This is a genomic window from Mycobacterium sp. IDUB_36, assembly GCF_055419225.1.
The window spans coordinates 3,062,582-3,076,356 of record NZ_JBVAXH010000001.1; the positions used below are offsets into that span (position 1 = coordinate 3,062,582).

At 66.0% G+C, this 13,775-nt stretch carries 14 protein-coding genes; 3 read left to right on the plus strand and 11 right to left on the minus strand.

Features of this window, described 5'->3' with window-relative positions; all coding sequences use genetic code 11:
• Positions 1-4 precede the first annotated feature (4 nt).
• The 7 genes from ACZYW1_RS15185 to ACZYW1_RS15215 form a co-directional block, all read right to left on the minus strand.
• Entirely contained in the window at positions 5-1,210 is a 1,206-nt protein-coding gene (locus ACZYW1_RS15185; protein ID WP_463786996.1) for a cytochrome P450, read from the minus strand.
• A gap of 99 nt (positions 1,211-1,309) precedes the next feature.
• Entirely contained in the window at positions 1,310-2,101 is a 792-nt protein-coding gene (locus ACZYW1_RS15190) for an NAD(P)-dependent oxidoreductase (protein ID WP_463786998.1), read from the minus strand.
• The gene (locus ACZYW1_RS15195) at positions 2,098-2,916 is read right to left on the minus strand and encodes an NAD(P)-dependent oxidoreductase (protein WP_463786999.1); all 819 of its coding nucleotides are present in this window, start codon (positions 2,914-2,916) and stop codon (positions 2,098-2,100) included. Before ACZYW1_RS15195 ends, ACZYW1_RS15190 begins: the two co-directional genes overlap by 4 nt.
• Complete coding sequence (locus ACZYW1_RS15200; protein WP_463787001.1) at positions 2,916-3,776, minus strand: alpha/beta hydrolase; 861 nt, start codon at positions 3,774-3,776, stop codon at positions 2,916-2,918. Before ACZYW1_RS15200 ends, ACZYW1_RS15195 begins: the two co-directional genes overlap by 1 nt.
• A 31-nt stretch (positions 3,777-3,807) precedes the next feature.
• Positions 3,808-5,454 (minus strand): thiolase C-terminal domain-containing protein, encoded by a 1,647-nt coding sequence (locus ACZYW1_RS15205; protein WP_463787002.1) that lies wholly within the window; start codon positions 5,452-5,454, stop codon positions 3,808-3,810.
• Entirely contained in the window at positions 5,451-5,747 is a 297-nt protein-coding gene (locus ACZYW1_RS15210) for a ferredoxin (protein ID WP_463787003.1), read from the minus strand. Before ACZYW1_RS15210 ends, ACZYW1_RS15205 begins: the two co-directional genes overlap by 4 nt.
• Positions 5,744-7,024 (minus strand): NADH-ubiquinone oxidoreductase-F iron-sulfur binding region domain-containing protein, encoded by a 1,281-nt coding sequence (locus ACZYW1_RS15215; RefSeq protein ID WP_463787004.1) that lies wholly within the window; start codon positions 7,022-7,024, stop codon positions 5,744-5,746. The genes ACZYW1_RS15210 and ACZYW1_RS15215 overlap by 4 nt, the downstream gene beginning before the upstream one ends.
• Positions 7,025-7,060: 36 nt before the next feature.
• On the opposite strand from ACZYW1_RS15215, the gene ACZYW1_RS15220 reads away from it, so the two are divergent.
• A complete protein-coding gene (locus ACZYW1_RS15220; protein ID WP_463787005.1) occupies positions 7,061-7,534 on the plus strand; it encodes a hypothetical protein in 474 nt (157 codons plus the stop codon).
• 5 nt (positions 7,535-7,539) lie between these two features.
• Here ACZYW1_RS15220 and ACZYW1_RS15225 read toward each other — a convergent pair whose 3' ends face one another.
• Genes ACZYW1_RS15225 through ACZYW1_RS15240 form a run of 4 tightly spaced genes read right to left on the minus strand, consistent with a single transcriptional unit; the run spans position 7,540 to position 11,144 of the window.
• The gene (locus ACZYW1_RS15225) at positions 7,540-8,406 is read right to left on the minus strand and encodes an alpha/beta fold hydrolase (RefSeq protein WP_463787006.1); all 867 of its coding nucleotides are present in this window, start codon (positions 8,404-8,406) and stop codon (positions 7,540-7,542) included.
• Between the two features lie 15 nt (positions 8,407-8,421).
• Positions 8,422-8,865, minus strand: coding sequence for a Rieske (2Fe-2S) protein (locus tag ACZYW1_RS15230; RefSeq protein WP_463787008.1), 444 nt, complete (start codon positions 8,863-8,865; stop codon positions 8,422-8,424).
• A gap of 1 nt (position 8,866) precedes the next feature.
• Positions 8,867-10,012: an amidohydrolase family protein gene (locus tag ACZYW1_RS15235; protein WP_463787011.1), complete on the minus strand. Its 1,146-nt coding sequence runs from the start codon at positions 10,010-10,012 to the stop codon at positions 8,867-8,869.
• Positions 10,013-10,052: 40 nt separating this feature from the next.
• Positions 10,053-11,144 (minus strand): amidohydrolase family protein, encoded by a 1,092-nt coding sequence (locus ACZYW1_RS15240; protein WP_463787012.1) that lies wholly within the window; start codon positions 11,142-11,144, stop codon positions 10,053-10,055.
• 449 nt (positions 11,145-11,593) lie between these two features.
• On the opposite strand from ACZYW1_RS15240, the gene ACZYW1_RS15245 reads away from it, so the two are divergent.
• Both ACZYW1_RS15245 and ACZYW1_RS15250 read left to right on the plus strand, forming a co-directional pair.
• On the plus strand, positions 11,594-12,604 hold the full coding sequence (locus ACZYW1_RS15245; RefSeq protein ID WP_463787013.1) for an acyl-CoA dehydrogenase family protein: 1,011 nt from the start codon (positions 11,594-11,596) through the stop codon (positions 12,602-12,604).
• Positions 12,588-13,766, plus strand: coding sequence for an acyl-CoA dehydrogenase family protein (locus ACZYW1_RS15250; RefSeq protein ID WP_463787014.1), 1,179 nt, complete (start codon positions 12,588-12,590; stop codon positions 13,764-13,766). The genes ACZYW1_RS15245 and ACZYW1_RS15250 overlap by 17 nt, the downstream gene beginning before the upstream one ends.
• Positions 13,767-13,775: the final 9 nt, after the last annotated feature.

The following is a 13,775-nucleotide window of genomic DNA, read 5'->3' on the forward strand; positions in this document are numbered from 1 at the left end:
CACCTCATCGCACTACCTTCACCGGGACGTTCAGCCAGCCGGCCACGTTCTGCATCGTGACGCGCTTGCAGCCGTCCCAGTCCACCTCGTACCGGGGCATGAAGTCGAGCAGTTTCTCCAACGCGATCCGGCTCTCCATCCGAGCCAGCGCAGCGCCGAGGCAGCTGTGAATCCCGTACCCCAGACCGAGATGCTGTGCCTCGGTGTGGTCGCGGTCGATGTCGAACGTGTCGGCGTCGGTGAACGCATCGGGGTCGCGGTTGGCCGCGGCGTTCATCACGAACACCGGCTTGCCGGCGGGAATCGTGCCACCGCTGGTGTGCGCCTCTTTGAGAGTCCAGCGGACGTTGTACTGCACCGGACCCTCGTAGCGCAGCAACTCCTCGACCGCGCCGGACAACTTACTGCGGTCCGCTTGCAGTTTCTCCCATTCGTGCGGGTTGCGCGCGAACAGCACCGCCGCACTCCCGATCAACTTGGTGACGGTCTCGGCGCCGGCGCCACCGAGAAGCGTTGCAAAGCCGCATATTTCGATGTCGTCGAGCTGCCGGGTCTGCCCGTCTTCACCGGGGATCTCGGCGGCGATCAGCTTGCTGATCATGTCGTCCTGCGGGTTTTGCCGCCGTTCCTGCACCAGGCTGAAGTAGTACATCGCGGTGTCGATGTTGGCCTGCATGCCGGCTTCGCTGATGTCGATCTGTCCCGGTTCGCGGGAAAGGCTGGTGTCGATCCAGTGCCGCACCTGCTGGCGGTATTCCTCCGGCACTCCGGCCATTCTGGTGATGACTTCGACCGGGAACGGTCCGGAGAAGTCCTGCACGACATCGAAGTTGTCGGGATCGACCGCACCGAGATACTTGTCGATCACCTCGTGCACTGTCTCGGTCTGCGACTGGACGGCCCGCGGGGTGAAGGCCTTGTTGAGCAGGCTGCGCATGTGCCGGTGGTCGGGCGGATCCATGAAGATGATCGATCGCATATCGGCCGAGATGCCTTTGCGCACCATCGACAGGTCGCAGCCACGGCTCGACGAGTAGGTCTCGTGGTCCTTCAACGCCGCCGCGACATCAACGTGGCGGGTGATGGCGTAGAAGTCTTCCTTCTCGTCGTAGTAGAGCGGGGCGTCCTCGCGCATTCGGCGATAAATGTCGAAGGGGTTCATGAAGAACTCTTCAGAGACCGGATGGAAGACGACTTTTGCCTTGGTCACGACAACCTCCTGACCGCCCAGTGAGCGGCGTACACCGTTACGACGGAATGCTCGACTGTAACGCTAACGGTAGACGCTTCGTCGCGGGCCGAAAAGGCCTTATCCGACGCCGGGAATTGCCGCATCGATGACGCTATCCAGGATGCCGAGGTCGCCGCCCAGTTCAGCGGCGATCTTGCGGACAACCGCGACGTCCTTGCCGACGAATTCGCCTGCGGATTCGACGAACGACGCCACCGAGCCCCCGGCCGCCACGATCTCCAGCACGCGACTCGCCGAGCTGCCGCTCGGCAGGGCGGCGAGCAGGGCGGACTCCGCTACGCCGAGGCGGTCCGCCAGCGCGACCGCGTTCGACAGCAGGCCGATCTGCGCTGCGAACAAGGCGTTGTTCACCAGCTTCACCTTCTGTCCCGTGCCCAGCGGGCCGACGTGCAGGATCGGATTCCCGTAGCAGCTCAAGACCGGCCGCACTCTCGCGACCGCGTTGTCACCGCCTCCGACGAACAGCGTCAACGTCCCCGCGGCGGCGTTGTGCGGGCCACCGCTGACCGGGGCGTCGACGACGTCGGCGCCGCGCGCGGCGATCGCCTCCGCCGTGCGGGGGCTGCCGGTGGTGTGCAGCACCAGGGTCGAGCCCGCCGGCATCGCGTCGATCAGACCGTCGGCCAGGCAGACCTGCCGCACCTGTTCGTCGGTGAACACGCAGACCACCACCACCTCCGCCGCGGTGCACACGGTGGCGATCTGGTCGACGGGCTTTGCGCCCAATTGGGATATGGCCGAGCGCTTCTCGTCTGATCGGCCCAGGACGCGGACGTCGTGGCCGCCGCCGACCAGGCGACCTACCATCGGGCCGCCCATCCGGCCGGCGCCGATGAATCCGATCCTCACCGCGGGTGATCCATCAGGGACAGCGTCTCGTCGGCGGCATTCAACACCGTGCCGGCGGCCACCGATGAGGCGTCGGCGACATCGGCCAGCAGCCGGACATCCTTCTGCAACAGGGTGCCGGCCATCTCGGCGAGCCGGGCCAGGCCGGCGGTGTCACCGCCAAGTACGTTGAGCGCGAAGCTGTTTCCGCTGCCGCGCGAAATGACCTCGGTCAGGCGGTCGGGCCGGACACCGAGTGCCTCACCGAGCGCGAGGGTGGTGGCCGCCGTCCCCAGGTTCGCGGTGAACAGCAGGTTGTTCAGTAGCTTGGTGGTCTGACCGGCGCCCAGTGCGCCGAGGTGCACAATCGGGTCCGCGTAACTGGCGAACACCGGGCGGCACCGCTCGACGACGTCGCTGTCACCGCCGACCATCACCAGTAGCCGTCCTTCGGCGACGGCCGGTGCGCCGCCGCTGACCGGCGCATCGATGATCGAGACGCCTTGTGCGGCAGCCTTTTCGGCGAGCTGCAGGCAGGTCTTCGGATGCACGGTACTGTGAACGGCGATCACGCCGTCCGCCTTGAGTCCGGCCAGCACCCCGTTTTCACCCGCGACCACTTCTTCGATGTCGGCGTCACCGACCACACACAGGCAGACGAGGTCGCTGGCGGCGGCGAGTGCGGCCGGGGTTTCGGCGACGGTGGCGGCGGTGCCGGCGAAAGGCTCGAGCGATGCCGGCCGGCGCGCCCACAGCGTGGTGGTGAAGCCCGCGTCGATGATTCGGCCTGCCATCGGTGCACCCTGACTACCCAGGCCGATGAATCCGACATCCATCAGTGCGCCTCCGAGCATTCGTCGGCGAACGCAAAGACCGCCGAGTGGTAGGCCGCGGCCGTGTGGCCGAGGCTGATGTTGTGACCAGCTCCGGGTTGCTCGTTGAGCTGGAAACGTGGTGCGCCCGAGAACAGTTCAGCAATCTCGGCGTGCGCGGAGGAGTCGGCCTGCCACACCTTTTCGTGTTCGGCCGCGCTGAACTGCACGGGAACTCGTACCCGCGGGGCGAGCGCCGGGAAATCTTGGCGTGCCCAGTTCGACACCATCTGGTCCTCGTAAGGCGGAGCGCCCGGATACACCGTTGCTCCGCTGAGCACTTCGGGTGGATACAACTCGGTCGGATGCCACAACAGCTCGCGCAGTCCGGCCGGCCGGCGATCTCTGGTGGCGGCCTTCAGGATTTCCCGCGCTGCGGGATGGTAGCGCCGGCCGGTGCCGGACAGTTCGATGCCGATCACGTCGGCCCGCTGTTCCTCGGCGGCCATCCGCAACGTGAGTTCGCACCCACCGGAATGGCCCAGCAGAAACAGTCCTGCGCCACGCGGCTTTTCGCCCAGGATGCGGTCCACCGCGCCGAAGGCCAGCCGGACCCGCTGCTCGGGCTGGGCCACCGCGTCGAGATAGGCGGCGGAGCTGCCGTAGCCGGGTCGGTCGAGCGCTATCACCGTGTAGCCGTGCTGGGCGCCGGTGCGCAGCAGCGACGACTCGGGATGGCCGGGGCAGTCGAAATACATTGCGGTGGTGCCTCCACCGTGGATGGCGACGATCACCGCACGCGGGTCCGGTGACTCGGCCACCAACGCGGACATCGGCACACCGTCGACGATGACGAGCCGCGGCTGCACGGTTGCGGTCGTCATGCGCCGCTCCTCCTCATCGCTGCGCTCTGCATCACCGTTCGGCCCGGAGCAGCAGCACCCCGCTCGGTGTCAGGCCGCCGCTGCTGACGACCCCGACCCGAGCGTCGGCAACCTGACGTTCACCGGCCTCGCCGCGCAACTGCGTGATCGCCTCGTGCAGCAGACCCATGCCGTGGGTCCGGCCGTGGGACAGCTGACCGCCGTGGGTGTTCAGCGGCAGCTGCCCGTCACGGGCGATGTTCTTCCCGCCGTCGAGAAAGTCGCGCGCTTCCCCGATGCCGCAGAACCCCAGCGCTTCGATCCAGGACAGGCAATTCATCGTGAACCCGTCGTACAGCTCGGCGACGTCGACATCCTGAGGCTTCAGCGAGGTCCGCGACCACAGGTGAGCCGCTTGACCGAGCACCTGCGGCTCGTGAGTCAATGTGCTTTGGTCCCAATCGATCCGCTCGATGATCTGGGTGCCGACGGCGTCGACGTAGACCGGCGGTTTAGCAGTGTCCCGGGCGGCGTCGACAGCAGACACGATCACCGCGACCGCGCCGTCGCAGGGCACGTCACAGTCGAAGAGCCCGAAGGGCGAGGTGATCGGTCGAGCGTTGAGGTAGTCGTCCATCGTCATCGGCGTGCGGTAGACCGCGGTCGGGTTGAGTTCGGCGTTGGCGCGCTGGTTCAGTGCGATCCAGCCGAGCGTTTCTTTGGTGGTGCCGTAGCGGTGGAAGTGGCGTTGTGCGTTCTGCGCCAACGTGTGTGCCGCGGAGGTGGCGCCGAACGGGAGCAGCCAGTCGGCTCGGCGTCCGCCCGACACCGGGATCTTGCCCTGCTTCATCTGTTCGTTGAAGGTGGCTTCCCACAGCGTCCGGAAGCACAGTACGTGACGGGCCAACCCGGCTGCGACGGCGAGCATCGCCGCGATCACCGAGCCACCCGGACCGAAGGTTTCCATGCCGCCGTTGTGCCAGGTCGGCCGGATGCCCATGGCGGCCTCGAGCGCGGTGACGCCGCCTTCCCCGAAGCCGCCCAGGTTCCCACCACCGGGATACGTTGAGAGACCGTCGATGTCGTCGATCGTCAGCCCGGCATCGGCGATTGCCGCCTCGCAGGCCGCGACCGTCAGCGACAGCGGCGGCACCATCAGCCGCCGGCCGATCTCCGACATGCCGATGCCGGTGAGCGCCACCTTGTCTTCGAATTTCTCTGCCGTGAGCATCGGCCGGACGAACTCGCCGAAGCGGTCGGGTTCGATCTCGTCGATCGGCAACGGCCCGGGCTCGGCGCCGTCGACGAGGCGGAACAGCGGCAGCCAGACGTCGTCGTCCTGCTCGAAGACCACTTCGACCTGCTGGCCCAATTCCAGTTGCCCAGGGTCGCATTCGATGATGTTGGTGGTCAACCGAACTCGTGGATCCTCGGCGATCGCGACCTGCGCGACCACATAGGGTGCGGGCAAACCGGGCAGACTGAATCTTTCGTTGATCGTGAACCCGGCCAGCGTGGCACGCCCGGACACGGCCCGCACGCCGAGGTTGTGCGAGCGGCAGTACCGGCAGACCGGCGCCGGTGGATGGATCAGCGCCGTGCAGTCGCCGCACTCCTGCAGGCGAAGTGTGCCGTCAGCCCCCGACTTCCAGAAGAACTCGTTGTCGTCGGTGATCAACGGCAGCGGACGTCCGGTCAACGGGTGAACCCCCACTCCGCTTCGTTCGCTTCGGTTTTCAGGTGTTCGGCCGCGTCCGGGGCACCGACCGACCGGTCGTGTGGTTCGGCCTCACGGTGCTCACCCCACTCGGTGATGGCGTGCACGGGGCAGTCCAGCAGTGCCCGCTTCACATCGTCACGGTCGGCTTCGCTGACGTCGCCCCCGCCTTCCAGTGATGCGTATCCCCAGTCGTCGAGGGAGAAGTAGTTCGGCGCATGCTTGGCGCACAGCCCGAAACCGTCACAGATCGTGCGATCCAGCCGAACCTTCACAGCGCCTCCACCTGGTAGGGCCGGTCTGCGATGAAAGCACCCGATTGGCATGTCGGACAACCATTGTCGAGGTGGTTCTGAACCAGGTCGGGGAACTTCGCCAGCAGGCTGGCGGCGATATTCGTCGCTGCGTCCAATGTGCCGCAGGCGCCGCGTCCGCGAAGCACGACCGACCAGCGGCGCAACCGGGCCACATCCTCCTCGGTGGCGACGCCGTCGCGCAGGGCCCCGGCGACGGCCGCCATGGCCGCCGTTCCGTTGAAGCACGACCCGCACTGCCCGGCGTTCTCACGGTCGAAATACGCCAGCACCGAGGCGGCCACGGCGAGCGGGCAGTCGTCGGTGATCACCGTGATCGCGCCATTACCGAGCCCGCTGCCGAGATCGCGGAGTGTCTCGTGGTCGAGCGTGGTGTCGAGCACGGCACGATCGAGCAGGCCAGCGAAATAGCCGCCGATCAGGGCGCCCCGCACGCGGTCCGGTGAAACACCGTGCAGAGCAAGAAGATCGGTGAACGGCAGGCCGTGCGGGATTTCGTAGAGCGCGGGCGGCCGTCCGGCGCCGGTCAGCGTGACCAGGAAGCTGCCCGGCGACGACGATGTGCCCACCGAACGGAATTCCGCCGACCCGTGCCGCTGCAGGAACGGCAGGGCGGCCAGCGTCTCCACATTGCTCACCAGTGTGGGCAGTCCGCCGACACCTTCCTGGAAGGGTCGCGGCGGCTTGTCGGTCGGCTTGGCCGGCCCACCGTTGAGCGCGCGGACCGCCGCGGTTTCCTCACCCGCGACATAGCCCGCGTCGACAATACGCACCTCGACCGCGATCCCGTCGAACGGACCGGATCCGAGTTCGGCCACCGCGGCGTCCACACTGCGTGCCGAGTCCGTGTCCGAGACGTAGACGTAGGCGCGGTCGGCGGACACCATCGAAGCGGCCAGCCGCAGTCCATCGAGGACCAGATGCGGCCGGTAGCGCAGCAGCCATCGGTCTTTGACCGAAGCCGGTTCTCCCTCTTCGCCATTGGCGACAACGACGGCGCCACCGGCGATGCGGCCGTTGTCACGTACCGCGCGCGCCTTGACCGCGAATGGGAAACCGGCCCCGCCGCGGCCGAGGAGCCCGCCGGCTTCGACCGTGCGGAGCAGCTCCTCGGCTTCGGCGAGCGGCAGGTATCCGGGGTAGGCGCCGAGGTCTTCGCGGCCCCCCTCGGTCAACAACCGGGGCGTCAGCCCGGACGAGGTGCCGGTGGTGATCGCCGGTGGGGCACTGGTCTCCATCAGTCGACTCCCGCCGTCACGGTTAGGCTGGCACACATGCGAACCGCAGTCGTGCGCGTCAATGTCGACCCGGACAACGCGCTGGCGCCGGCACAGCTAACGGAGGGCATGACGGCACTCCTCGAACGTGTCGGCCAGGTGGGTGGCGAGGTGATCATGAACGACCTCGGAGCCATGCCCGCCGGCCGCCGCGAGGTGGAGCTCCTGATCAGCTGCGACGATGCCGACACCGCAAGCCAGACGGCGATCGGGCTGTGCGCCAGAGCTTTTGCCACTACACCGGTGCCCGGCGTCATCACCTTTGTCAGTCGGGGAACCGACGACGACGCGCACGGCGTACTGGCCGGATTCGGGTTGACCGGCGACATCGTCCGCAGTCCCGGCGACGACGGCTTCGACGTGGTCGACGTGACTCTGCGGGAAGCCGACCTCGATCGCATTCCCGAGAGTCGGGTCCACACCGCGCTCGAGGCGTCGCTGAATTGTGAAGTCCGCATTCACACCAGGTAGCCGCATCAGGATCCCAGGAATTTCAGGATCTCCGGCGCGGCCTGCACCCAGGTGTCGAACATGTTGAAGTGCTTCACTTTACCCTGAGCGCGGGCCTCGGACGCGCGCTCCCAGGCATCCTCCGGCCATGGTGGATCGATCAGTTTCGATCCCTTGATCAAGCAGCTGACTTCCAGCGATGTCCGCTTCGGATGGTCCATGTCGTTCTCACCACCGCGAATGATCAACGTAGGAACCTTGATTCGGTCGAACATCTCGTCGTCGACACCGGGAATCGTCTGGCCCGGCTTGGATACGAACGCGTTGAGCCAGCGCAGCATCAGTTTGAGGAATTCGTCGGAGTCGAAGTCGAGGAAGCGCTTTTCGTTGTCCGGATTCTCCTCGATGCGTTCACGCCACTCCGGCACCTTCGCCACACCGTCCATGCCGGTGCCCCGCACCGCGAGAATGCTGGGAATGATGTAGTACGAGCCGAGTACGAAGCTGCCGTAGATTCCGCCGACGATGTTCCAGACCACCAGCTTTTCGACCAGCTCCGGGTAGAGCATGGTGGTCAGCATGGAATCTCTTGCGCCACCGGAGCCGCCGGCCAGGATGCACCGGTCGAATCCCAATCCGGTGACCAGCTTGTGCAGCGTCTCTGCGCGCATATGCGATTCGCTCTGCCCGTAGAACTGGACATCGGACGCACCGCAGTTGGGCCGGTCCCACAACAGCACCCGGTAGCCACCGTCGGCCAGCGCCTCGGCCAGCGGTCGCAGACCGGGGATGTCCTTGCTGAACCGGCCGCCGGGTGTCAATGCGATCAGATCGCCTGAGTCACCGAGGATTTCGTAGACGACATTGCCACCGTTGACCTCGATAGAAGACACAGATTCTCCTGTTGCTCAGGCCTGTACCAGGACGTCGTTGCCGACGACCCGCACCGGGTAGGTGCGGATGCTCCATTCCGGTTTGACTGCGGTCGTCCCGGTCGCCAACTCGAATCCCCATTGGTGCCAGGGGCAGTAGATGTATTCCTTGTCGCGCACCATCACCGCATCGCCGGGCGCGCTCTCGTCCACGATCGTGCGACCACGCGCGCGCCCCGAGCACAGCGGACCACCTTGGTGCGGGCAGTAGTTCGCGATGGCGTAGAACGTTCCGTTGACGTTGTAGACGCCCACGCCATGCCGCCCGATCGGCACCAATTTGTGCTTACCCGAGGGAATCTCATCGACCGTCGCGACGACGTGCTCGCGGCCCTGGGCGAGACGGGGCTGGGCGAGCGGGGGCTGGGCGAGCGGAGGCTGGGGCCGGGTGGTCTCTGGCCCTGTGGTGTCAGCAGACAACTCAGAGCACCCGGACTTGACCCTCGAGGACGGGAACCGTCTCCGGGAGGTGGTACGTCGCAATGCCGTTCTTGTACATCACGGCGTCCCTGGCGTGCTTGGGCAGGTGCTTGACCAACCAGCGCGGGTCATCGAAGGTCCAGTGCGGGTAGTCCGAGGAGAACAGCAGGATCTTCTCGCACTCCATCCATTCCAGGGCGCGGGTCAACTCGGTCTTGTCCTCCGGGTAGTCCAGCGGCTGGGTGGTGAATTTGATGTGGTCCTTGACGTACTCGGACGGCTTGCGCTTGATGTCCAGCCAGGACTTGCGCGCGTCGTAGATCGCGTCCATCCGCCACATCAGCGGCAGGATCCAGCTGAAGGCGTGCTCGACGAACACGATCCGCAGTGTCGGGAAGCGGTCGAAGACACCGTCGAAGATCAGGCTCATCACCTGATTGGCGGCCAGCAGTGAATAGGTGACCATGAAGTCGTGGTTGTAGCTGGGATAGCCCACCGGCGGCGCGGGCAGTTCCTCGAACTGGCTACGCGACAGGTGGCAGCTGACCGTGATGTCGTGCTTGGTGGCGGCGGCCCAGATCGGATCGTATTTCGGGTTGCCCCACGACGGCCGTGGTTCGGCTTTGATCAAGATCTGCGCCATATAGGGATGCCCGGCCCACTTCTCGATCTCGCGGACGGATTCCTCGGGCTGCTCGATCGCCGCGCAGATCGAACCGCGCCACCGCTCGTGCCAGTTGTTGTGACCGTCGAGCCAGTGCTGGGCCTGCCACTCGTTGAGCGCGGCCGCCATCGCGTGCTGGGCCTCGGGTAGCCGGGCCGGGTAGGCGGCCGGCTCGAGGATCGCGATGTCGGATCCGGCTTCCATGATCAGCTGCCGAAACGCCATGTCCGGGTCGCTGCAAGCGAATTCGCCGTCCGGGGGGAAGGCGTCGGTGCGCATGGCGTAGCTGTGCGCGTAGTCCGGGGCGTCGTAGTAGATCTGCTCACCGACGTCGCGGGTACCGAAGTACTTGCTGCGCCACGGCTCGGGGATGTACTGGACGAGCTCGCCGCGCCGGGGTGCCGGGTGGACGTCCGAGTCGACGCACCGCACCGCGATGCGTTCGGCGGCGGGAACACGCTCCTGGGAATGGGTCAGCGTCATCTCGATCTCCTCGCTCTCCCTGATTGCTTCTATTCTGCGACTAGCCGGTCGCGAGATCGGCCGAAATCTCGATCCCGTACAAATCGGCGGCGTTGCGCCAGCACAGCTTCTCCCGCTGCTCGGCGGACAACGCCCGGGGCAGCTTGCTGATGTCGCCGCACTGCCAGTGCGGATAGCTCGAGCCGAACATCACCATGTCTTCCTTGCCGGTGAAGCCGAACCACTCGCCGGCGAAGTCGGTGTCGCCGGGACCGTCGAGGCTGCCCTGGACGAAGTAGATGTGTCCCGGTAGGTACTCGCTGGGCATCCGCGGCGCCCAGGGGGTCTGCTCGAGGTGCGGTCGCCCGAAAGTGTCCATTCGCCAGATGAACGGAGTGATGAAGTCCGCGGCGCCGTCACCCCAGACGAACTTCAGGTCGGGGAAGCGTTCGAAGACGCCTTCGGCGATCATGTTCATCTGGTGGTACAGGTAGTTCAACGCCATGAAGCTGACGTAGTGCTCGTAGACGCGGGTGTTGCCGTTCGGCGTGGGTGGGTTGGCGATGCCCGAGCCGACCTCGATGTGGGCGGCCACCGGCAGGCCCGCGTCAACCGCGGCTTCCCACAACGGCCAGAACTGCGGCTTGCCATAGAGTTCGCGCGACTGCAGCGGCACACCGATCTGGACCACGCGCGGGTGCGAGCGCCACTTCTCGATTTCCTTGCATGCGCCCGCGATGTCGTCGGGGTTCACCCGAATGGTGCCGCGGAACCGGTCGCCGAACTGGCTGTGCTCCAACCACTTCGACACCAGCATCTCGTTGTGCGCCGCATGGAGCGCGGTGCCCAGATGCCGGTCCGGCATGATGCCGCGCGCCATCGGGTGCAGCACCGCTACATCGACACCGCGGTTCGAAAAAAGTTCATTGCCAACGAATTCGGGGTCCGAACCGGGGTACTGGCGTTCGGGCCCGCGAGTTTTGGGTGCGTACTCACCGCCCGGCGCGCCGTACCAGTCCATTTCGTAGTCGGGAAACCCGCGACTCTTGAACGGCTCGCGAAGCACCGAGCGAAGTTCCTTGTTGGACGAGAAGAAGATGTGCACGCTCGCATCGATCAGCGGCGTGCGCGTCCCGTCCGGGTGCTCGATCACCTAACCACCCTCCATGGGTCGACAGACTGCGTCGGGGCTGTCGCAGTCTGATAGCCAAACTAACATCCTCGTTCGCCGCTAATCAACGGGTTTCCGGTAAGCATTTCGATTATTCATAGCAGCTGATGGCGGGCACAATCGGGGTTGGTCTGCGTAAGTGCTGTTCTGCACCAGCGATAATATCATTCTCCCATTTCGGAGCCCTCGGGCGATGAGAGCAACCGGTCCGGGCGCCCAGACGTCGGACGCGGCATCGCGGTGCCGCCATCCGCCGTTGCCGGCCATCGAAAACCCACGGGGCTCAGCTCGATGAGGCCGGCACCCGTCGTTGCCGCCCGCCCCCGGTCGGCGCTCGACCGGTCACGGGCTGTTCCTGGCGAGATTGTCACTGTGCTATTAAGAGAATAGTATTCTCGCAGCACGTTAACTGATCTGAGGAGTTGGCCGGGATGCTGTTGGAATTCGACGCTGATCAGCGGCTCTGGCAGGAAACGGTGCGCGACGCCGTCGGCAAGCAGTGTCCTCCCGCCCTGGTCAGGGGCGTCGCCGAAGACGGTGCCGACGCGACTCCGGTGTGGAAGGCGTACGTCGAGCACGGCTGGACCGAGATGAACGAGCCCGAGAATGCCGTGGAGTTAGCCATCGTGCTCGAGGAGCTGGGCCGGGCCACCGACCCCACGCCGTTTCTGGCGACCATGAGTCAGTTCGCCCCGCTGGTGGGAGACCGGTTCGATCCGCAGGCATCGGGTGCCGCGGTCTACAGCGGAATCACCGTGCACCGGGATGGCGACGAGTGGGTCCTGGACGGCACCGCCCGGCACGTGCTGGACGGCGACCGGGCCGAGTGGCTTGCTGTGGTCACCGACGCCGCGGTGTTCGTCGTCGACGCCGCCGAGGCGGGGGAGTGGGTGTCCAGAACGCGCAGCTCCGTGCTCGACCCGGTGCTGCACGTCGCGGACCTGACGTTCCGTGGACTGCGGGTGCCCGACGCCGCCCGCGTGCGCGTCGACACCGAGCAGGCCCGCCAGGTTGCTCTGATGGGCATGTCGATGACGATGGTCGGTGCGTGCCAACGCATTCTGGACCTGGTCCTCGACCATGTGCGCAGCCGTCACCAGTTCGGGGTGGCGATCGGATCCTTCCAGGCCGTCCAGCACAAGGCAGCCGACATGCACGTCGCCATCGAACGTGCGCGGGCCCTCGCCTACTACTCGGCACTGACGATCGCCGGTGACGATCCGCGCCGTCGACTGGCCGCGGAGATGGCGAAAGCCGGTGCGGGGGAATGTCAGTCGCTGGTATTCCGCAACGGCTTGCAGCTGTTCGGGGCGATGGGCTTCACCTGGGAGAACGATCTGCAGTTCGCGCTGAAGCGCGCCAAGGCCGGCGAACTGATGCTCGGCGGGACCGCTGAGCACCGGGCCAGGGTTACCGAGGAGTACCGTGCAGCTCACCTTTGATCCAGACGTCGAAGCGTTCCGCGACGAGTTCGTCGCATTCTTGGACGAACATGTGCCGGCGGCCGCTGCCGAAGCGTTGGAGCGGCCGAAGTCGGTGTCGCACATGCCGGGTTGGGCCCGCCGCTGGCAGCGCCTGCTGTTCGACAACGGCTGGCTGCTGCCCACCCAGCCGCCAGAATTCGGCGGTCGCAACGCCACCGTGTTGCAGCAGTACGTGTATCTGGAAGAACTCTGCAGGCGGCGGATCTATCACAGCTTCAACCCGCAGGGCGTCAATATCATTGCCGCATCCTTGATTTCATTCGGCAGCGACGAGCAGAAGCAGCGCTGGGCGGTACCCATCCTGCGCGCCGAGATCACCGCGTCGCTGGGCATGAGCGAGCCCAGCGCCGGATCGGATCTGGCCTCGCTACGGACCAAGGCCGTGCGCGACGGCGACCACTTCGTGGTGAACGGACAGAAGGTCTGGACGTCGGGCGCCCATGACGCCGACGTACTGTTGACTTTCGTCCGCACGGATCCAGATGCGCCGAAGCACAAGGGAATCAGCGCGCTGGTGATCCCCACCGATACGCCTGGTGTGACGCGCCGGCCGTTCGCGGACATCTGCGGTCAGGACAACCTGGACTTCAACGAGGTGTTCTTCGAAGACGTCCGAGTCCCGGCGGAGAACCTGGTCGGGCCGCTCAACCAGGGTTGGGGCGTGGCCAACGGTTCACTCGGGCACGAGCGCACGATGATGTGGCTCGGGTTCGCCGACCGACTCGACAACGTCATCTCCGATTTCCATCCGGCAGATGCCCTCGAACGGGATCACTATGCGACCGCGATCATGGATCGCCAGGCGCTTCGCCTGCTCGGGTCGGTGGCACTGGCCCGCGCGGCCCGCGGCGAGGAGGACGTTCCCGCCCTGTCGGTACTCAAGCTGCTGGGCTCGGAGGCGGAACGGCAGGCATGCGAAAACGCCTTGTCCGCAGCGGGATCCGACGGGTTGGTGCACCCGGCTCTGAGCGGACCGTACGAGCCGATGAACCTCGACCACTACTTCGGCAGCTGGTTCGAGCGTTACGCCCGCAGCTTCTCGGGAACGATCGCCGGTGGCACGTCGGAGATCCAGCGCAACATCGTGGCGCAGCGAGTGCTGGGGCTACCCGCTCGCTGAACCGCGGGC